A 19,051-nucleotide genomic window follows, 5' to 3' on the forward strand; every position below is an offset into this window, starting at 1 on the left:
TGCGCTTTGTCGCAAGCGCGGTTGGGGGCATGCGCTTCACTGCGCTACAATCCTGCGCCTTTGCTGCCCTTCGGCTTTTATTCACAGATTCCAGGCCCCACGACCACCCGTTGTGGCCGCCTGCATTGCGAGGATCCTCCATGGTGCACAGCATGACCGCCTTCGCCCGCGTCGAAAAAGCCGGGGCCCAAGGCACGCTGAGCTGGGAACTGCGCTCGGTCAACAGCCGCTACCTGGAGCCGCACCTGCGCCTGCCCGAGTCTTTCCGCGACCTCGAAGGCGGCGTGCGCGAGGCGCTGCGCCAGGGCCTGTCCCGGGGCAAGCTGGAATGCACCCTGCGCTTCACCGAAGAAAACACTGGCAAAGCCTTGCAGGTGGACCGCGAGCGCGCCGCGCAACTGGTCGCCGCCGCCGAAACCGTCGCCAGCCTGATCAAGCACCCTGCCGCCCTGAACCCACTGGAAGTCCTGGGCTGGCCCGGCGTGCTGGTGGGTGACGCGAGCGACCCGCAGGCGCTGAACGCCGAGGCGATGGCGCTGTTCAATGAAGGACTCAAGGAACTCAAGGCCGGCCGCGAGCGCGAAGGTGCGGAGCTGGCCCGGCTGATCAACGAGCGCCTGACCTCCATCGAAGAAGACGTCAGCACCCTGCGCGAACTGGTCCCGCAGATGCTCGCCACCCAGCGCCAGAAGGTCCTCGACCGCTTCACCGACATGAAGGCCGAGCTGGACCCGCAACGCCTGGAACAGGAAATGGTCATGCTCGCGCAAAAGAGCGACGTGGCCGAAGAACTGGATCGCCTGAGCACCCACATCATCGAAGTTCGCCGGGTGCTCAAGTCCGGCGGTGCGGCCGGTCGCCGCCTCGACTTCCTGATGCAGGAGCTCAACCGCGAGGCCAATACACTGGGCTCCAAGGCCTTCGACCCGCGCAGCACCCAGGCGGCGGTCAACCTCAAGGTGTTGATCGAACAAATGCGCGAACAAGTGCAGAACATTGAGTAAGGCTAACGACATGACCCACAGCACCGGCACCCTCTACATCATTTCCGCGCCCTCGGGCGCCGGCAAGACCAGCCTGGTCAAGGCACTGATCGATGCCGAACCGCAGATCCGCGTCTCGGTCTCGCACACCACCCGCGCCATGCGTCCGGGCGAAGTGAATGGTGTGAACTATCACTTCGTCGACCGCGAAGAGTTCGTGAAGATGGCCGAACACGGCGACTTCCTGGAGCGCGCCGAAGTTTTCGGCAACCTTTATGGCACTTCGCAAAGCTACTTGCAGCAGACCCTGGACGAAGGTCACGACCTGATCCTGGAAATCGACTGGCAAGGCGCCGAGCAGGTGCGCAAGCTGATGCCCCAGGCCCGTTCGATCTTCATCCTGCCGCCGAGCCAGCAGGCCCTGCGCCAGCGCCTGACCAACCGTGGCCAGGACAGCGACGACATCATCGAGGGCCGGATGCGCGAAGCGGTCAGCGAGATGAGTCACTACGTCGACTATGATTACCTGATCATCAACGACGATTTCGCCCACGCGCTGGACGACCTGAAGGCGATTTTCCGCGCCAGCCAGCTGCAGCAGAAACGCCAGCAGCAACGTTTCGGCAAATTATTGGCCGAATTGTTGGGCTGAACAGCTCTTCCCAAAACCGCTGCGACGGCTTTACATTGGTAGTCGCAGCGCGCCGAGGGGTTTGGTTAAAAAATCAGCGCTTCCCTAAACGCTGGTGTTTTTTTAAACTGTCGAGTCCGCTCGCCCAACCGGGCAGCGCGCATATTGCATTCGCTCCGAGGAATACCATGGCCCGCGTAACCGTTGAAGACTGCCTAGAACACGTGGAAAACCGCTTTGAGCTGGTCATGCTCTCTACCAAGCGTGCCCGTCAACTGGCCACCGGTGGCAAAGAGCCGTTGGTCCAGTGGGAAAACGACAAGCCTACCGTAGTAGCGCTGCGTGAAATCGCCGAAGGCCTGATGAGCTACGAGTTCATCGCCAACGCTGAAATCGTCGAAGACGAACCGCTGTTCGCAGCGTTCGAGGACGAGTCCAACGAGGCGGTCTAAGCCTATGCCTGGTCGACGTAGCACGGCGCGGGGTCACAGCAAACGGCAGGAGTCATCATCATGCCGAGCATAGACGCCCTCGCCGATCGCTTATCGGCCTACCTCGGCACGGACCAGGTCAACCTGGTCCGCCGAGCCTATTTCTACGCCGAACAAGCCCACGACGGCCAACGCCGCCGCAGCGGCGAGGCGTACGTCACGCATCCCCTTGCGGTGGCGAATATTCTTGCCGACATGCACATGGACCATCAGAGCCTGATGGCGGCGATGCTGCATGACGTGATCGAAGACACCGGCATTGCCAAGGAAGCGCTGCAAGCGCAGTTCGGCGAAACCGTGGCCGAACTGGTCGACGGGGTCAGCAAGCTGACCCAGATGAACTTCGAGACCAAGGCCGAGGCCCAGGCCGAAAACTTCCAGAAAATGGCCATGGCCATGGCTCGCGACATTCGCGTGATCCTGGTCAAGCTCGCCGACCGCCTGCACAACATGCGCACCCTGGAAGTGCTGTCCGGCGAAAAACGCCGGCGCATCGCCAAGGAAACCCTGGAAATCTACGCCCCCATCGCCAACCGCCTGGGCATGCACGCGATCCGCATCGAGTTCGAAGACCTCGGTTTCAAGGCCATGCACCCGATGCGTTCGGCGCGGATCAACCAGGCCGTCAAGCGCGCCCGGGGCAACCGCAAGGAAATCGTCAACAAGATCGAAGAGTCCCTGAGCCACTGCCTGGCCATCGACGGCATCGAAGGCGAAGTCAGCGGGCGGCAGAAACACCTCTACGGCATCTACAAGAAAATGCGCGGCAAGCGTCGGGCCTTCAACGAGATCATGGACGTCTACGCGTTCCGGATCATCGTCGACAAGGTCGATACCTGCTACCGCGTGCTGGGCGCTGTACATAATTTGTACAAACCGTTGCCGGGGCGCTTCAAGGATTACATCGCGATCCCCAAGGCCAACGGCTATCAGTCGCTGCACACCACGCTGTTCGGCATGCACGGCGTACCCATCGAAATCCAGATCCGCACCCGCGAAATGGAAGAGATGGCCAATAATGGCATCGCCGCTCACTGGCTGTACAAATCCAGCGGTGACGAACAACCCAAGAGCACCCACGCCCGTGCCCGGCAGTGGGTCAAGGGCGTGCTGGAAATGCAGCAGCGTGCCGGCAACTCCCTGGAATTCATCGAGAGCGTGAAGATCGATCTGTTCCCGGACGAGGTCTACGTCTTCACGCCCAAGGGCCGGATCATGGAGCTGCCCAAAGGCTCCACGGCCGTGGACTTTGCCTATGCGGTGCACACCGACGTCGGCAACAGTTGCATCGCGTGCCGGATCAACCGCCGCCTGGCACCGTTGTCCGAACCGCTGCAAAGCGGCTCCACGGTTGAAATCGTCAGCGCCCCGGGCGCACGACCCAACCCGGCATGGCTCAATTTCGTGGTCACCGGCAAGGCCCGCACCCATATCCGTCACGCCCTGAAACTGCAACGCCGCTCCGAATCCATCAGCCTCGGCGAACGCCTGCTGAACAAGGTGCTGAACGGTTTCGACAGCTCGCTGGACAAGATCCCGGCCGAGCGCGTGCAACTGATGCTCCACGAATACCGTCTCGAATTGATCGAAGACCTGCTCGAAGACATCGGCCTGGGCAATCGCATGGCCTACGTCGTTGCCCGTCGCCTGCTCGGCGAAGGCGAACAGTTGCCAAGCCCCGAAGGCCCGCTGGCGATTCGCGGCACCGAGGGCCTGGTGCTCAGTTATGCCAAGTGTTGCACGCCGATCCCGGGCGACCCGATTGTCGGCCATTTGTCCGCCGGCAAAGGGATGGTCGTGCACCTGGACAACTGCCGCAACATCAGCGAAATCCGGCACAACCCGGAAAAATGCATCCAGCTCTCCTGGGCCAAGGATGTCACCGGCGAATTCAACGTCGAGCTGCGGGTCGAGCTGGAGCACCAGCGCGGCCTGATCGCCCTGCTGGCCAGCAGCGTCAATGCCGCCGACGGCAATATCGAAAAAATCAGCATGGATGAACGCGATGGCCGCATCAGCGTCGTTCAATTGGTGGTCAGCGTACACGACCGTGTGCACCTGGCCCGCGTGATCAAGAAACTGCGCGCCCTGACCGGCGTTATCCGCATCACCCGCATGCGCGCGTAGCCCATTCGTTATCAGGAGTCATTCATGACCAAGACTGTTATCACCAGCGACAAGGCCCCGGCCGCCATCGGTACTTATTCCCAGGCGATCAAGGCTGGCAACACCGTGTACATGTCGGGCCAGATTCCACTGGACCCCAAGACCATGGAGCTGGTGGAAGGCTTCGAAGCCCAGACCGTGCAGGTGTTCGAAAACCTCAAGGCCGTGGCCGAGGCCGCCGGTGGTTCGTTCAAGGACATCGTCAAGCTGAACATCTTCCTCACCGACCTGAGCCACTTCGCCAAGGTCAACGAGGTGATGGGCAAGTACTTCGACCAGCCTTACCCTGCCCGCGCCGCCATCGGCGTGGCTGCCCTGCCCAAGGGCGCTCAGGTTGAGATGGATGCCATCCTGGTCATCGAGTAATAAGGCCGGCGCGGCCTCCCCTGCTGCGCCGTTTTCGTCTTGAAAGGATTCCACCATGCGCAAAGCGCTTGCTCTCTCGCTGGCTGCCCTGCTTCTGGGCGGCTGCGCCAGCGACCCTGCCGACCGTGACATCAGCGGCACCTGGATCAACCAGGCAGCCATCGACGCTGCCGCCAAGGGCGGCCCGCTTCGCGAAGCGCTGCAGGGCTATGGCCCGAACCTGGAATGGGACGTCAACACCCGGGCCGGCCAGGCGCGCTACACCAACGGCTTTGAAAACGTCGAAGGCAAATTGCTGGGCGAAGAAGACGGCGCCTGGAAAGTCGACTTCTACGGCAGCTCCGCCAGCGAACTCAAGCGCGACGGCGACCAGTTGAGCCAGGCCGCCACCGAGAACGAACCGCAGCAGGTGTTCGATCGCGCACAAGTCCAGGTCCCGGAAGGCGCGCCCATCGGCGCCAGTTTCGAGCGTGCGCTGTATGCCGCCTACCTGGGCGGCACCTGGAACATCGCCAGCGGCCCCGGCCAGGGCGCCACCGTGCAATTCCAGCCCGACGGCCAGGTCAGCGGCCTTCCGGGTGCCGATCGCTATGCCTTGTGCCTGGCCGGCGATTGCGCCTCCATGAGCGGTGGCAACGACAACATCTGGCTGCAACAGAACGGCCAGGGCAACACCTGGATCTTTGCCCGCGACGGCAAGAAGCTGGAGATCTTCCAGACCGTCAACGCCGCGCTGGCCGATGAAATGCCTTCGTTCACGCCGGGCACTCGGCAGTGGTTGCTGGAAAAGCAGTAAGAGACAGGGCGCCTTGAAGTAACTGTACGAGCGCCCCCTCCCGGCAAAGGTTCACGCGCGAGACGGAACTGGCTTTTTTCTACCCAGGCGGATCAGCTCATTGGAGAAACACAGCCCAATGATGATCAGCAGTGCGCCCGGGTACAGGCTTTCGCGCGGCACCTCATTGAGCACAACAAATGCCAGCAGTGCGGCGAACAGTGGCTCGGTCAGCTCCAAGGCTTGCACCTGGGATGGCTTGAGGTACTCGATTGCCTTGGTGGTGCAGAAAAAACCGAGGATGGTCGGCAGCGCGGCCAACGCCAGCAGTGCGCCAATCGCCCAGGGCGACAGCTCACCGATCACAAAGCCGTCGGCCGAAGCCGGCATCAGCAAGTACAGGCTGCCGAAGAACAGCAACTGACGAGTGAAGTGCAGCCCACCGGACACGCCCATCCGCTTCATGGCTACCGAAAACGCCCCATAGCCGCAGCCCGCCATGGACGCGAGCGCAACGCCCTGGAGCGTGAAGCCCTGCTGCAGATCGGCGCCAAAGATCACCGCGATTCCGGCGATCGCCAAGGCGGCACCCACAGTGGCGTTCGCGGTGATCGGATCCTTGAGGATTATGCGTCCGAGCACAATCGAGGAAATGGAAGCACTGGCCATCAGCATCACGACTACACCCGCCGCAGCGTAATGCCGATAGGCAGCCGTTTCGAAGTGGAACAGCACAAAGATACCGAGAAACGCGCAGATCGCCGCCTGGGTCCATTTGGCCGTCGTCGCCGGACGCTTGATAAACAGCAGCAAGGCCGAGAGCAGCAGACAACCCAGGACTGTCTTTATGACGGCGACACTGCTGGCGGTGAAACCATTGCTCATGAGCACTTTGCTGAGCACGCCTATCGTGGCGTTAAGTGCGGCGGCGGAGAGTGCAAAGATAACGCCTTTGCTGAAACTGGCTTGCATTGATGACGGTCCTTGTCGCTGTTAGGTCGTTCGATAGGATGTTGGCTCACCGACGACGCAAAAGATGACTGAAACGGTTGCGGGTGGCCTGCAGATCACTCTTGGCTTCGGCAAGCAGCGGATAATGCTCGGCGAGCTCGATGAACCAAGTCAAGACCTGGAAGGTACTCAGGACGGCAAGAGCCCATAGAGGACTAGCCCTTGGCGCCGACCCCCATCATCGAGCACATGCCGAGCAGGCCCGTGTCAGCAGCGCCCTTCCAGAATCGCCGCATACCCCTCGCGAAAACTCGGATACCGCGGCGTCCAGCCCAAGGCCTTCGCCCGGGCATTGCTGCAGCGCTTGCTGCCGGCACGACGCACGCTGGCGTCTTCGGCCCACTGGGTGACGCCCATGTATTCACGCAACCAGCCCACCACCTCGGCCAGCGGCGCAGGGGCGTCGTCGACGCCGATGTAGCAATCGTCCAGCACCTGGCCCTGGCGATCGGCCTCCAGCAGGAACGCCAGCAAGCCGGCCGCATCATCGGCGTGGATGCGATTGGCGTACAGCGGTGGGTCGATCACGACGCGATAGCCTTGGCGCACCTGGCTCAGCAACCATTCCCGACCCGGCCCATAGATGCCGGTCAGGCGCACGCGACTGGCCGGGATGCCACTGTCCAAGGCCACTTGCTCGGCTTCGAGCATCAGGCGACCGGAATACCCGCCGGCCACGGTTGGCGAAGTTTCATCCACCCATTCGCCCTGCTGTTGCCCATACACACTGCTGCTGGACACAAACAGCAGACGCTTGGGCTGCTGCCCATGCTGCTTCAACCAGCTCAACACGTGCTGCAACCCCTCGACATAAGCCGTGCGATAACCCGCTTCGTCATGGTCGGTGGCCGCGGCGCTGTACACCAGGTAATCCAGTGACCCGGTGGGCCAGGCGGCGGGGCATTGCTCGCTGAACAAATCCCCCGCCACCCCGATGACGCCCGCCGGCAGGTTCGAAACCGTGCGCCGCAGGCCATGGACTTGCCAATGTTCGGCCACTAACTGGCTGGCCAGGCGGCCGCCGATATCACCGCAGCCGGCGATCAAAACAGAAGGCGCGGACATCAAGAACTCCTCTGGCAAAGCCGCAGACTAGCCTTCGCAGGGGACGAGCGGCTAGCCATGGGACAAAAAAAGTAACTGTATTACTTTTGTTAACAAGAATTAATTGCAATAATGCCCACCACTTTTGTTCTCGGCCCCCGAGGCCTGGAAGAACATCAACCTTCTTTTTTCTCTCAGGTCCGGCCAGCATGAAACGCTCTCTATCCCCCGCTTCGCCAACCAATCGACCTCGCGCCTGGAGCACGGTAGCCGCCCTGCTGTTCAGCCTGCTGCTGGCGCCTGCCGCCGCATTCGCCGATCAAGCGTCCGCTCCCGCAACCACTAGCGAACCCGCTGCAAGCACGCCGCAAGTACCGCGCAACCCTGACGGCAGCGTGGACACCTCGTCACTTCCTCCAGAAGTCCAAAAGGCATTGTCCGAGCTCGGCGAAACGGCGAAGCTGATGGAACAAGACCAGCAAAATGCCGACAACTCCCTGGGCATGGCTCACGACCTGTCGCCATGGGGCATGTACAAGAACGCCGACATCATCGTGAAAATCGTGATGATCGGCCTGGCCATCGCCTCGATCATCACCTGGACCATCTGGATTGCCAAAGGCTTCGAGCTGCTGGGTGCCAAGCGTCGCTTGCGTGGTGAAATCGCCGCCCTGAAAAAAGCCACCACCCTCAAGGAAGCCAGCGCCACCGCCGCGAAGGCAGGCACTCTTGCCAACCTGCTGGTGCATGACGCACTCGAAGAGATGCGCCTGTCGGCCAACAGCCGCGAGAAAGAAGGCATCAAGGAGCGCGTGAGCTTCCGCCTCGAGCGCCTGGTTGCCGCCTGTGGTCGCAGCATGAGCAGCGGCACCGGCGTGCTCGCCACCATCGGCTCTACCGCGCCATTCGTCGGCCTGTTCGGCACCGTGTGGGGCATCATGAACAGCTTCATCGGCATCGCCAAGACCCAGACCACCAACCTCGCCGTCGTCGCACCCGGCATCGCCGAAGCCTTGCTTGCAACGGCCTTGGGCCTGGTCGCAGCGATCCCGGCCGTCGTGATCTACAACGTTTTCGCCCGCTCCATTGCCGGCTACAAGGCCCAGGTCTCCGATGCTTCGGCCGAAGTCCTGCTGCTGGTCAGCCGTGACCTCGACCACCAGCCGACCGAGCGCAGCTCGCAACCGCACATGGTGAAAGTGGGGTAATCGGCCATGGGCCTGCATTTGAAAGAAGGCGCAGACGACGATCTGGCCGAGAACCACGAAATCAACGTCACGCCGTTCATCGACGTGATGCTGGTGCTGTTGATCATCTTCATGGTGGCCGCCCCGCTCGCCACCGTGGACATCAAGGTTGACCTGCCAGCGTCGACGGCCAAGCCTTCGCCACGGCCGGAGAAACCGGTGTTCCTCAGCGTCAAGGCTGACCAGCGGCTGTTCCTGGGTGAAGACGAGGTCAAGGCCGAAACCCTCGGCGCGACCCTCGACGCCAAGACCCAAGGCAAGAAAGACACGACGATCTTCTTCCAGGCCGACAAAGGCGTGGACTACGGCGACCTGATGAGCGTGATGGACGCGCTGCGGGGCGCCGGCTACCTGAAGGTCGGTTTGGTCGGACTCGAGACGGCGCCCAAAAAATGATCACGACGCGCCAAAAGCTGACGCGTTACAGCGGTAGCCTGGCAGTGGTGCTGGGCGTGCATGCGCTCGCCATCGCCCTGGCGCTGAACTGGACATCGCGCCCGCCCATCGAATTGCCTCCCCAGGCGATGATGGTCGAGCTGGCGCCGGTACCAGCCCCGCCGCCACCGGCACCGCCCAAAGTCGTCACACCGCCGCAACCTCCCGAGCCGGTCGAAGAATTGCCGCTGCCCAAGCTTGCCGAAGCGCCGAAGCCGGAGATTTCCGTGCCCAAGCCGGTCAAGCCCAAGCCAAAGCCGCAACCGCCCAAGCCCAAACCGGTGGAGAAAAAGCCCGAGCCGCCGAAGGAACAGCCGTCGGAGCAGAAGCCCAGCGACACCCCACCAACCCAGTCAGTGGCCGAGAAGTCCGCGCAACCGGCCCCTGGCCCGTCGCCTGCACAATCGGCTGCCAAGGCCAATTGGCAGGGCACGCTGCTGGCGCACCTGGGCAAGTACAAGAAGTACCCGCCCAGGGCCCAGCAGATGAACAAGGAAGGCACCAACCGCCTGCGTTTCGTGGTGGATGCCGAAGGCAACGTGTTGTCATTCGAACTGGTGGGCAGCTCCGGCACGGACTCGCTGGACAAGGCCACCCTGGAAATGATCCGCAAAGCCCAACCGCTGCCCAAGCCACCGGCCGAGCTGCTGACCAACGGCACCATCGAACTGACGGCACCGTTTGTGTACTCCATCGACAAGCGCCGGCGCTGATCCCAATTACCAGCCCCTGTAACAGGGGCTTGCTGTTCCTGGCAAGCGTTTTGGAGCACAGGGGATTGGGAGCAAAGCCATCTGTGGAGCCAGGGCATCTGTGGGAGCAAAGCTTGCTCGCGATACAGGCACCTCGGTTCCAGCGAACACCGCGTTAACTTCATCGCGGGCAAGCCTTGCTCCCACAGACAACTCCACATTCTTAAATAACCCCTGACCACACAGACATTGGACAGTGTCACACCCCGCCCCCAGTCTGATAACGTGCGTCTATCGATTGCAGCCGGTATGCTTGGCTCGCAACTTCACGGACGCTCGCCATGACCCTCACAGAATTACGCTACATCGTGACCCTCGCCCAAGAGCAGCATTTCGGCCATGCGGCCGAGCGTTGCCACGTCAGCCAGCCGACGCTGTCGGTGGGCGTGAAAAAGCTTGAAGACGAACTCGGTGTGCTGATTTTCGAGCGCAGCAAAAGCGCCGTGCGCCTGACCCCCGTGGGCGAAGGCATCGTGGCCCAGGCACAAAAGGTCCTGGAGCAGGCCCAGGGCATTCGCGAACTCGCCCAGGCCGGCAAGAACCAACTGACCGCCCCGCTGAAAGTCGGCGCGATCTACACCGTCGGCCCGTACCTGTTCCCGCACCTGATTCCGCAACTGCACCGGGTCGCCCCGCAGATGCCGTTGTACATCGAAGAAAACTTCACCCATGTGCTGCGCGACAAGCTGCGCAACGGCGAGCTGGACGCGATCATCATCGCCCTGCCGTTCAACGAAGCCGACGTCCTGACCCTGCCGCTCTACGACGAACCGTTCTACGTCCTGATGCCGGCCCAGCACCCCTGGACCCAGAAAAAGACCATCGACGCCGCCCTGCTCAACGACAAGAGCCTGCTGTTGCTCGGCGAAGGCCACTGCTTCCGCGACCAGGTGCTCGAAGCCTGCCCAACCCTGACCAAGGGCAGCGAAGGCGCCAAGCACACCACGGTGGAGTCCAGCTCCCTGGAAACCATCCGCCACATGGTCGCCTCGGGCCTGGGCATTTCGATCCTGCCGCTGTCGGCGGTGGACAGCCATCATTACTCCCCGGGCGTGATCGAAGTCCGCCCGCTGACGCCGCCCGTGCCGTTCCGCACCGTCGCCATCGCCTGGCGCGCCAGTTTCCCGCGGCCCAAGGCCATCGAGATCCTCGCTGACTCGATCCGTCTGTGCTCCGTGGCCAAGCCGCCCGCTGGCAAGTAAGCCACGGCCATGACGGAGCTGTCGAAAGTGCCGGTCACGACACTCAAGGGTGTCGGTGAAGCCATGGCCGAAAAACTGGCCAAGGTCGGCCTGGAAAACCTCCAGGACGTGCTGTTCCACCTGCCCCTGCGTTACCAGGACCGCACCCGCGTGGTGCCCATCGGCCATTTGCGCCCGGGCCAGGATGCGGTGATCGAAGGCACCGTCAGCGGCGCCGACGTGGTCATGGGTCGTCGGCGCAGCCTGGTGGTGCGCCTGCAGGACGGCACCGGCGGGCTCAGCCTGCGCTTCTATCATTTCAGCAATGCACAAAAGGAAGGCCTCAAGCGGGGCACCCGCGTGCGCTGCTACGGCGAGGCACGGCCCGGTGCGTCGGGGCTGGAGATCTATCATCCGGAATACCGCAGCATTACCGGTGACGAACCGCCGCCCGTGGATGAAACCCTGACCCCGGTCTATCCGCTCACCGAAGGCCTGACCCAACAACGTCTGCGCCAGCTCTGCCAACAAACCCTGACCTTGCTCGGCCCCAGCAGCCTGCCCGACTGGTTGCCCACGGAACTGGCCCGGGATTACCACCTGGCCCCCCTGGCCGACGCGATCCGCTACCTGCACCATCCGCCCGCCGATGCCGACGTCGACGAACTCGCCCTCGGCCATCACTGGGCCCAGCATCGCCTGGCGTTCGAAGAACTGCTGACCCATCAACTGTCGCAGCAACGCCTGCGCGAAAGCCTGCGTTCCCTGCGCGCCCCGGCCATGCCCAAGGCCAGGGATCTGCCGGCCCGCTACCTGGCCAACCTCGGTTTCGCCCCCACGGGCGCCCAGCAACGGGTCGGCAACGAAATCGCCTACGACCTGAGCCAGCCGGAGCCGATGCTGCGGCTGATCCAGGGCGATGTCGGCGCCGGCAAGACCGTGGTCGCCGCCCTGGCGGCGCTGCAGGCCTTGGAGGCCGGTTATCAGGTGGCGCTGATGGCGCCCACCGAGATCCTCGCCGAACAACATTTCATCACCTTCCAGCGCTGGCTCGAACCGCTGGGCATCGAAGTCGCCTGGCTGGCCGGCAAGCTCAAGGGCAAGAACCGCGTCGCCGCCCTGGCACAGATCGCCGAAGGCGCACCGATGGTGGTCGGCACCCATGCGCTGTTCCAGGATGAAGTGCAGTTCAAGAACCTGGCCCTGGTGATCATCGACGAACAGCACCGCTTCGGCGTGCAACAGCGCCTGGCCCTGCGGCAGAAAGGCGTGGGTGGGCGGATGTGCCCTCATCAATTGATCATGACCGCGACGCCAATCCCGCGGACCCTGGCGATGAGCGCCTACGCCGACCTCGACACCTCGATCCTCGACGAACTGCCGCCCGGCCGCACACCAGTCAATACCGTGCTGGTCACCGACACCCGACGAGTGGAGGTGATCGAGCGCGTGCGTAGCGCCTGCGCCGAAGGGCGGCAGGCTTATTGGGTGTGCACGCTGATCGAAGAGTCGGAAGAACTGACCTGCCAGGCGGCCGAAACCACCTATGAAGACCTCACCGCCGCCCTCGGCGAGTTGAAGGTCGGGCTGATCCACGGCCGCATGAAGCCCGCCGAGAAAGCCGCCGTCATGGCTGAGTTCAAGGCCGGCGCCCTGCAACTGCTGGTCGCAACCACGGTGATCGAGGTGGGCGTCGACGTGCCCAATGCCAGCCTGATGATCATCGAGAACCCCGAGCGCCTGGGCCTGGCGCAGCTGCACCAACTGCGCGGCCGGGTGGGCCGGGGCAGCGCCGCCAGCCATTGCGTCCTGCTCTATCACCCGCCGTTGTCGCAGATCGGCCGCCAGCGGCTGGGGATCATGCGCGAAACCAACGACGGTTTCGTCATTGCCGAAAAAGACCTCGAATTGCGCGGCCCCGGTGAAATGCTCGGCACACGCCAGACCGGTCTGCTTCAATTCAAGGTAGCCGACCTGATGCGCGACGCCGATCTGCTCCCCGCCGTACGCGACGCCGCCCAGGCCCTGCTGGAACGCTGGCCCGACCACGTCAGCCCGCTGCTGGATCGCTGGCTGCGTCATGGGCAGCAATACGGCCAAGTGTGAGCACGCGCTCAGTTTTCAAGACCCGCGTGCCGGACAAGCTGGTTATACTGACCAACTTGTATGAAAACGGATACAGACCATGACAGAAGCTGCCCTCGTCCCCGAAGCCCCGCACGCTCCGTCTGTTATTCGGCTGTTGCTCGAGAAATTGGGCATCGGCTATGACGAAGTACTCGAACGCCCCGGCCTGAACCCAGCCCGCAAAGTACAGGCGGTGTTGCTGCACGATGCCGTTGGCGCGCTGATGGTGCTGTTTCCGCAAAGTCAGCTGCTGGACCTCAACCGCCTGGCCGAACTCACCGGACGCAAGCTCACGGCGGTGCCGACCGAACGCCTGGAGCGCATGCTCGGCAAACATAGCCTGAGCCTGCTGCCCGGCCTGCCGGCGCTGACCAGCTCACCGTGCCTGTACGAAGAAAGCCTGCTGCGCGAACCGAAGTTGCTGATCAACTCCGGTGAGCCGGGGCTGTTGCTGGAAGTCACCAGCGAAGCATTCAAGACCATGCTCACCAAGGCCAGCGCCGCGACGTTCGGCGAAGCCGTGAGCAACATCACCCCCAACCTGGACCGCCCGCACGACGACCGCAAGGAAATCACCCAGGCTGTACAGGCGTTCACCGCCCGGCGTATCCAGCAACGGCTGGAAGAAACCATCGAGATCCCGCCGCTGGCCGAAACCGCGCAGAAAATCATCAAGCTGCGGGTCGACCCCGACGCGACCATCGATGACATCACCGGCGTGGTGGAAACCGACCCGGCCCTGGCCGCGCAAGTGGTGAGCTGGGCCGCCTCGCCCTACTACGCATCACCCGGCAAGATTCGTTCGGTGGAAGATGCCATCGTGCGGGTGCTGGGCTTCGACTTGGTGATCAACCTGGCGCTGGGCCTGGCCCTGGGCAAGACCCTGAGCCTGCCCAAGGACCATCCGCAACACACCACGCCGTACTGGCACCAGTCGATCTACACCGCCGCCGTCATCGAAGGCCTGACCCGCGCCATGCCGCGCGCCCAGCGTCCCGAAGGCGGCCTGACCTACCTGTCCGGCCTGCTGCACAACTTCGGTTATCTGCTGCTGGCCCACGTGTTCCCGCCGCACTTCTCGCTGATCTGCCGGCACCTGGAGGTCAACCCGCACCTGTGCCACAGCTACGTGGAACAGCACCTGCTGGGCATCAGTCGCGAACAGATCGGCGCCTGGCTGATGCGCTACTGGGACATGCCCGACGAACTGGCCACCGCCCTGCGTTTCCAGCACGACCCGCACTACGACGGCGAATACGCCGCCTACCCGAACCTGGTATGCCTGGCCGTACGCCTGCTGCGCTCGCGAGGAATCGGCTCCGGCCCGGACGAGGAAATTCCCGATGCATTGCTCGAGCGCGTAGGCCTGTCTCGGGACAAGGTCAACGATGTAGTCAGCAAAGTGCTGGAAGCGGAAGTGCTGCTGCGGGAACTGGCTTCGCAGTTCAGCCATTGATTGCTGACGCAGGCAGCTGAGCTTTTGTGGCGAGGGAGCTTGCTCCCGCTCGGCTGCGCAGCAGACGCAAAACCTGCCGACGCGATCCGCCTGGAGGACCGCGTCAATCCATTTGGGGCCGCTTCGCAGCCCAGCGGGAGCAAGCTCCCTCGCCACAGGGGAATCACTAGGCTTTAGGCTTCCTCGGCTTCAAATACTTGGTCAGCCCCTGGAACCAGATCACCAGTGCCGGGTTGCCCTTGATCTGGATCGACTTGTCCTGAATCCCCGTCATGAACGCCAGCTGCTTGTTCTTCGCCTGCATCGTGGCGAAGCCATAGGCGGCGTCCTTGAAGGCGATGGCGAACGCAGGCTCCGGGTAAGTGCCGGACTGGCTAGTGATCCGCTGGTTTTTCACCGTGAAATGCCGGGCGACCTTGCCGTCCAGGGTTTGCAGCTGAAACACCAATTCCTTGTCGCCCAACTGCTGCTGGAACGCCGGATTGGTCCGACTGGCCTTGCCCATCAACAACCCCAGCATCCACAGCAGAAAACGAAATTTCATGGGCACAGCCTCGTGATGAAAGATGATTGGCTGGCAGTTTAGCGATTCTTCGGCGTAACGCCATCATCGGATCGCTTTAGCGGAAGATAAGCTTGTTTTCGCGAAAGATGACTGCCAAGTCACAAAACTCAAAAACAAAAGATCGCAGCCTTCGGCAGCTCCTACATCGATTTCCGTAGGAGCTGCCGAAGGCTGCGATCTTTTGATCTTTTTGCTCTCCTGTTCCTCGGACATTTCCTTCAACACGCCGGGCTGTTCATGAACTAGGCGCGGTGGGCGTGGGCCGCTAACCTCTGTTCGTCACCAAAAAACGGTGACACGGACGTGCAAGTCCGACCTGGAGCACAATTGGTTATAGCTATTGGACGAGCATTTTTTTATGCTCGCGCCCCGTTATGGCAACTGTGCGTGGGAGACCTTCGGGTCTGCCGGATACTCCGGGCCGGTCTTGCACACTTACGCACAGTTGCCACCCTTTTCGAATGCAAGCGAGAGGATGTCAGCCCCAATACCGGAAAAATAATATGTTCAAGGTCACTCCCAATCCGCCGTAAAACGGCCACAAATCCCGCGTCCAAGCGCAGGAAGAAAAAAAGCTCGATGACGCCGCCACCCGCGCCCTCGACTACTACCTCAACCCAAAGCCCGCCTCACCGCCAGAACCCGACAGCACCAAACTGTTCATCGTCGCCCCCCACATCGACACCGAAACCCTGCTGGCCAACGCCTCCGAAGACCTGCTCTCCATCAGCACCATCGCCGCCGACCTGGCTGACGACGTGGATGACTCGCGCCGCTGTGTCGCCCTGGCGATCAGTCGCATGGCCGATGGGGTGCAGTTGTTGGTTGAGCGGGCGTTGGATCATCTGGAAACCAAGGAGGCGGTGGCGCCCGGCGCCAAGGTATAGAGCTTTGCATTGATGCAGGCTGAACCGGCGCCATCGCGAGCAAGCTCGCTCCCACAGTTGAATTGGGGTAAACCGGAGAACCAGGTCGGCTGTCAGGCCGCCTCGCGAGCAAGCTTTGCTCCCACAGGTCCTGCTCAAACAGATCTGACGGGGGTACGACCGGGAGAGATAGGTCGGCTGTCAGGCCGCCTCGCGAGCAAGTTTTACTCCCACAAGTCCTGCTCAAACAGATCTGACGGATGTACGACCGAGAGAGCCAGGTCGGCTGTCAGGCCGCCTCGCGAGCAAGCTTTACTCCCACAAGTCCAGCTCAAACAGAGCTGATGGGTGTACGACCGGGAGAGCCAGGTCGGCTGTTAGGCCGCCTCGGCGTGGACGTTGATCTCGGCGCCCCGTTAACCACGCTGGCCGAACGCAGGCATTGTGGAGTGGGCATCCCGGCATGGATGCCGGAATAGCCGCGCTGGGCCATGGATGGCCCTTCGCGGCGGGCCCACGGAGCAATGCCGGAGTGAGGGCATGCCGAGCCTAAGCGAGGCACCAAGTGGTGGGGCATAAAGCGCTTTGGTTACTTTCGCGCTTTTCGAAAGTGACCCGCTGTAAGAGCGGAACCCTAAGTAGCCGTTACCGCAACAACGGATATGCCCCCAAAAACAACAGTGGGAGCGAGCTTGCTCGCGATGGCGCCGGTTCAGTCGACATTAATGCCAACTGAACCGACGCTATCGCGAGCAGGCTCGCTTGTATGTTTAGACTTGAAGGGGTGGGCGGGACTAAAAGCTCGATTCCGACTCTAGCCAGTACGGACCGTGGGAGACTTCTCGTCCCGCCCTTTCTACCCAAAGCGCCAATAAGGAATTCATCGGTAAAACCGACGATAGAGACAAGCCAGCGCAAAGGTAGACCCCAACAAGCACCTAAACCCTAGCTCCGAGGATTCGTCATGACAATCCTTACCTCGCAGACGGTTGTTGGTATCGATATAGCCAAGGCCGAAATTGTTGTTTATCGCTCTGATCTGCAAACCATCGACACTATCAAGAATGATCGAACAGCCCTCAAGCGCTGGCTAAAAACGTTGCCCGCCCAAAGCGCTCTTGCCGTTGAAGCCACCAATATCTATCACCTGGATACCGTCGAGCTGGCTCACGCGATGGGTCATCAGGTCTATGTCGTGGATGCTTACCGGGTGAGCAACTATCGTCGCGGCATCGGCCAAAGAGCTAAGAACGATCCTTGTGATGCCCGTCTGCTGGCGCGGTATTTGACCAATGAACAGCACGAACTGCGGCTCTGGAACCCGCCACCGAAGGCCTACACGACATTAAAAAGCCTGCTTCATCGGCGCGCGACGCTGGTCAAGAATCACGCGGGTCTTATGTTGAGCTGGGCCGACGAACCCTTGTTAAAAAAAGCGCTGATTGCTCAGCAAAAAGCGTTTAAAGAGGCGATTCAGGCCATCCAGAAGTTGCTACAAAAAGTCAGCAAAGAGTCGGGAATTGAGGCGAATATCGACCGCTGCAAAGCCATCGAAGGCGTTGGTGAACTGGTCGCAACTGGGTTGGCGACGAGTTTTATGCGAGGTGATTTTGCGGACAGCGATGCATTTATCGCGTTTTTAGGGATGGACCTGCGGGTCGATGATTCTGGAAAAAAGAACGGTCCCCGGTACCTGAGTAAAAAGGGGGATCCAGAAATACGCCGCTTAGCTCATATCGCTGCAATGACGGCATGTCGCTCGCCTAGATGGAAACCGTTTTATGAGTCGTACCTGGTCAGAGGTTTCTCAAAAACCCAGGCATTGGTGGTGCTTGCTCGCAAGCTCTGCCGGGTGGCATTTGCCTTGATGAAAAATCAGAGCGAATACCAGCCGAAGCCTATGTTGCAGGGTTGCCCTGCAACATAGAATCTCCCACAAGGTTTTGGGTTTTGGCTGCTGATCAATGACCAGCAACCATCACTCAATCAAACATTCGGGCAAGGAACCGGTGCCCAGTCGCCCAGGTCCGGGTTTTTGCACATGCTGTTGACCTGAGTGGTACCCGCGCTGGCAACCTGCTTGCTTTCATCCTGCTTGGCCTTGGCGGTCTGCAGGGTTTTCTCGGTGGTCACCGCTTCTTTCGGCACGGTTGGCAGTTCTTTCTTCTTCGCCGGCGTCACTTTCTTCTTGGTCTTGGTGGTGGTCTGAGCCACGACCGGTGTGGTATCGGCAGTGGCCACGGTCACCACGTCAGTACGCTGCACACCCACTTGCTGCAGATCTTTCTCGTAAGCCTGGGTGTAGTTGTTCAGGTCTTCGGACGCTTTACCGTTGACCGCGACGATCAGGTCGTTCGACTCTTTCAGGCCGGCGACGATTTCTGCCAGGCGCTTGCGGCCTTCAGTGTCGTTGACAGTCTTGGCCTTGCGGTCGGCAACCAGTTTGCTGAACGCGTTCTGGTAGCACTGCTGCGACGTCTTGGCGTAGGCCGTGCTGCGGTCGATGTCGGTGACGCTTTTGTTGACGTCGGCGGCGTAGGACGCGATGCGCTGGTTGTCATCGGCGATCTGCTTCTGGCGCTCGGTGTAGTAACCGGCTGCACCACCGGCCAGGGCGCCGCCCGCGGCACCAATGGCGGCGTTGCGGCCACGGTCTTCCTTATCGGCGGTCAGGACGCCCAGCAGTGCACCGCCGACGGCGCCGACGGCCGCGCCGGTGACTACCGACTTGGTCATGTTGCCTTCGGTGGAGCGCAAGTGCTGCACCGGCTCGTAGCAGTTCGGGTAGTACTCGACTTTGGTGCTCGAGGCGACCTTGGAGGTCGGCGACGTGGCGCAGCCGGTCAGCACGGTGCTGAAGCCGACAGCGACCATCAGCAAGTGACGCTTGGAACCCGAAGCAAAAGGTTTACGGGAGAAAAGCATAGTTGTGTTCTCGTTTTAAGTTTTGACCAG

Annotated in this window: 18 protein-coding genes and 1 pseudogene; 15 read left to right on the forward strand and 4 right to left on the reverse strand. The window is 61.7% G+C overall.

Annotation, left to right across the window (positions count from 1 at the left end; translation table 11 throughout):
* The first annotated feature begins 140 nt into the window (after window positions 1-140).
* From LOY50_RS28190 to LOY50_RS28215, 6 genes are all read left to right on the forward strand, one after another.
* Window positions 141-1,004: a YicC/YloC family endoribonuclease gene (locus LOY50_RS28190; RefSeq protein ID WP_253470400.1), complete on the forward strand. Its 864-nt coding sequence runs from the start codon at window positions 141-143 to the stop codon at window positions 1,002-1,004.
* Window positions 1,005-1,014: 10 nt separating this feature from the next.
* Window positions 1,015-1,635, forward strand: a complete 621-nt coding sequence (gene gmk, locus LOY50_RS28195; RefSeq protein WP_003206877.1) for a guanylate kinase — start codon at window positions 1,015-1,017, stop codon at window positions 1,633-1,635.
* A 167-nt stretch (window positions 1,636-1,802) separates the two neighbouring features.
* Window positions 1,803-2,066, forward strand: coding sequence for a DNA-directed RNA polymerase subunit omega (rpoZ, locus tag LOY50_RS28200; protein WP_003177259.1), 264 nt, complete (start codon window positions 1,803-1,805; stop codon window positions 2,064-2,066).
* A gap of 60 nt (window positions 2,067-2,126) precedes the next feature.
* The gene (spoT, locus tag LOY50_RS28205; protein ID WP_053190083.1) at window positions 2,127-4,232 is read left to right on the forward strand and encodes a bifunctional GTP diphosphokinase/guanosine-3',5'-bis pyrophosphate 3'-pyrophosphohydrolase; all 2,106 of its coding nucleotides are present in this window, start codon (window positions 2,127-2,129) and stop codon (window positions 4,230-4,232) included.
* A 24-nt stretch (window positions 4,233-4,256) separates the two neighbouring features.
* Entirely contained in the window at window positions 4,257-4,637 is a 381-nt protein-coding gene (locus LOY50_RS28210) for a RidA family protein (RefSeq protein ID WP_003206880.1), read from the forward strand.
* Between the two features lie 55 nt (window positions 4,638-4,692).
* Window positions 4,693-5,433 carry a hypothetical protein gene (locus LOY50_RS28215; RefSeq protein WP_253470402.1) on the forward strand — a complete coding sequence of 247 codons (741 nt, stop codon included), beginning with the start codon at window positions 4,693-4,695 and terminating at the stop codon, window positions 5,431-5,433.
* Window positions 5,434-5,484: 51 nt separating this feature from the next.
* Here LOY50_RS28215 and LOY50_RS28220 read toward each other — a convergent pair whose 3' ends face one another.
* Window positions 5,485-6,384, reverse strand: coding sequence for a DMT family transporter (locus LOY50_RS28220; protein ID WP_253470404.1), 900 nt, complete (start codon window positions 6,382-6,384; stop codon window positions 5,485-5,487).
* Between the two features lie 64 nt (window positions 6,385-6,448).
* Between LOY50_RS28220 and LOY50_RS28225 the strand changes: the two genes are divergently transcribed.
* Window positions 6,449-6,574, forward strand: coding sequence for a hypothetical protein (locus tag LOY50_RS28225; RefSeq protein ID WP_258689901.1), 126 nt, complete (start codon window positions 6,449-6,451; stop codon window positions 6,572-6,574).
* Window positions 6,575-6,630: 56 nt separating this feature from the next.
* Here LOY50_RS28225 and LOY50_RS28230 read toward each other — a convergent pair whose 3' ends face one another.
* Window positions 6,631-7,488 carry an SDR family oxidoreductase gene (locus LOY50_RS28230; RefSeq protein ID WP_258689902.1) on the reverse strand — a complete coding sequence of 286 codons (858 nt, stop codon included), beginning with the start codon at window positions 7,486-7,488 and terminating at the stop codon, window positions 6,631-6,633.
* A gap of 188 nt (window positions 7,489-7,676) precedes the next feature.
* On the opposite strand from LOY50_RS28230, the gene exbB reads away from it, so the two are divergent.
* The 6 genes from exbB to LOY50_RS28260 all read left to right on the forward strand — a co-directional run bounded on the left by exbB (window position 7,677) and on the right by LOY50_RS28260 (window position 14,665).
* A complete protein-coding gene (gene exbB / locus LOY50_RS28235) occupies window positions 7,677-8,675 on the forward strand; it encodes a tonB-system energizer ExbB (protein ID WP_258689906.1) in 999 nt (332 codons plus the stop codon).
* A 6-nt stretch (window positions 8,676-8,681) separates the two neighbouring features.
* Window positions 8,682-9,110, forward strand: a complete 429-nt coding sequence (exbD, locus tag LOY50_RS28240) for a TonB system transport protein ExbD (RefSeq protein ID WP_003206888.1) — start codon at window positions 8,682-8,684, stop codon at window positions 9,108-9,110.
* Window positions 9,107-9,862: an energy transducer TonB gene (locus tag LOY50_RS28245; protein ID WP_258689907.1), complete on the forward strand. Its 756-nt coding sequence runs from the start codon at window positions 9,107-9,109 to the stop codon at window positions 9,860-9,862. Before exbD ends, LOY50_RS28245 begins: the two co-directional genes overlap by 4 nt.
* A 320-nt stretch (window positions 9,863-10,182) precedes the next feature.
* On the forward strand, window positions 10,183-11,103 hold the full coding sequence (locus LOY50_RS28250; protein ID WP_072343175.1) for a hydrogen peroxide-inducible genes activator: 921 nt from the start codon (window positions 10,183-10,185) through the stop codon (window positions 11,101-11,103).
* Window positions 11,104-11,112: 9 nt separating this feature from the next.
* Entirely contained in the window at window positions 11,113-13,188 is a 2,076-nt protein-coding gene (gene recG / locus LOY50_RS28255; RefSeq protein WP_253470414.1) for an ATP-dependent DNA helicase RecG, read from the forward strand.
* Window positions 13,189-13,267: 79 nt separating this feature from the next.
* Window positions 13,268-14,665, forward strand: coding sequence for an aminoacyl-tRNA deacylase and HDOD domain-containing protein (locus LOY50_RS28260; RefSeq protein WP_253470415.1), 1,398 nt, complete (start codon window positions 13,268-13,270; stop codon window positions 14,663-14,665).
* Window positions 14,666-14,831: 166 nt separating this feature from the next.
* On the opposite strand, the gene LOY50_RS28265 is transcribed toward LOY50_RS28260, so the two are convergent.
* Window positions 14,832-15,209 (reverse strand): helicase, encoded by a 378-nt coding sequence (locus tag LOY50_RS28265; protein ID WP_214510123.1) that lies wholly within the window; start codon window positions 15,207-15,209, stop codon window positions 14,832-14,834.
* 524 nt (window positions 15,210-15,733) lie between these two features.
* Between LOY50_RS28265 and LOY50_RS28270 the strand changes: the two are divergent.
* Window positions 15,734-16,117 (forward strand): annotated as a pseudogene (locus tag LOY50_RS28270) (DUF6124 family protein).
* 943 nt (window positions 16,118-17,060) lie between these two features.
* Window positions 17,061-18,023 (forward strand): IS110 family transposase, encoded by a 963-nt coding sequence (locus LOY50_RS28275; protein ID WP_018603751.1) that lies wholly within the window; start codon window positions 17,061-17,063, stop codon window positions 18,021-18,023.
* A 59-nt stretch (window positions 18,024-18,082) separates the two neighbouring features.
* Here LOY50_RS28275 and tagQ read toward each other — a convergent pair whose 3' ends face one another.
* Window positions 18,083-19,021: a type VI secretion system-associated lipoprotein TagQ gene (gene tagQ, locus LOY50_RS28280; protein WP_253470416.1), complete on the reverse strand. Its 939-nt coding sequence runs from the start codon at window positions 19,019-19,021 to the stop codon at window positions 18,083-18,085.
* Window positions 19,022-19,051: the final 30 nt, after the last annotated feature.

The organism is Pseudomonas sp. B21-010, assembly GCF_024749325.1.
GTDB classification, from domain to species: domain Bacteria; phylum Pseudomonadota; class Gammaproteobacteria; order Pseudomonadales; family Pseudomonadaceae; genus Aquipseudomonas; species Aquipseudomonas kilonensis.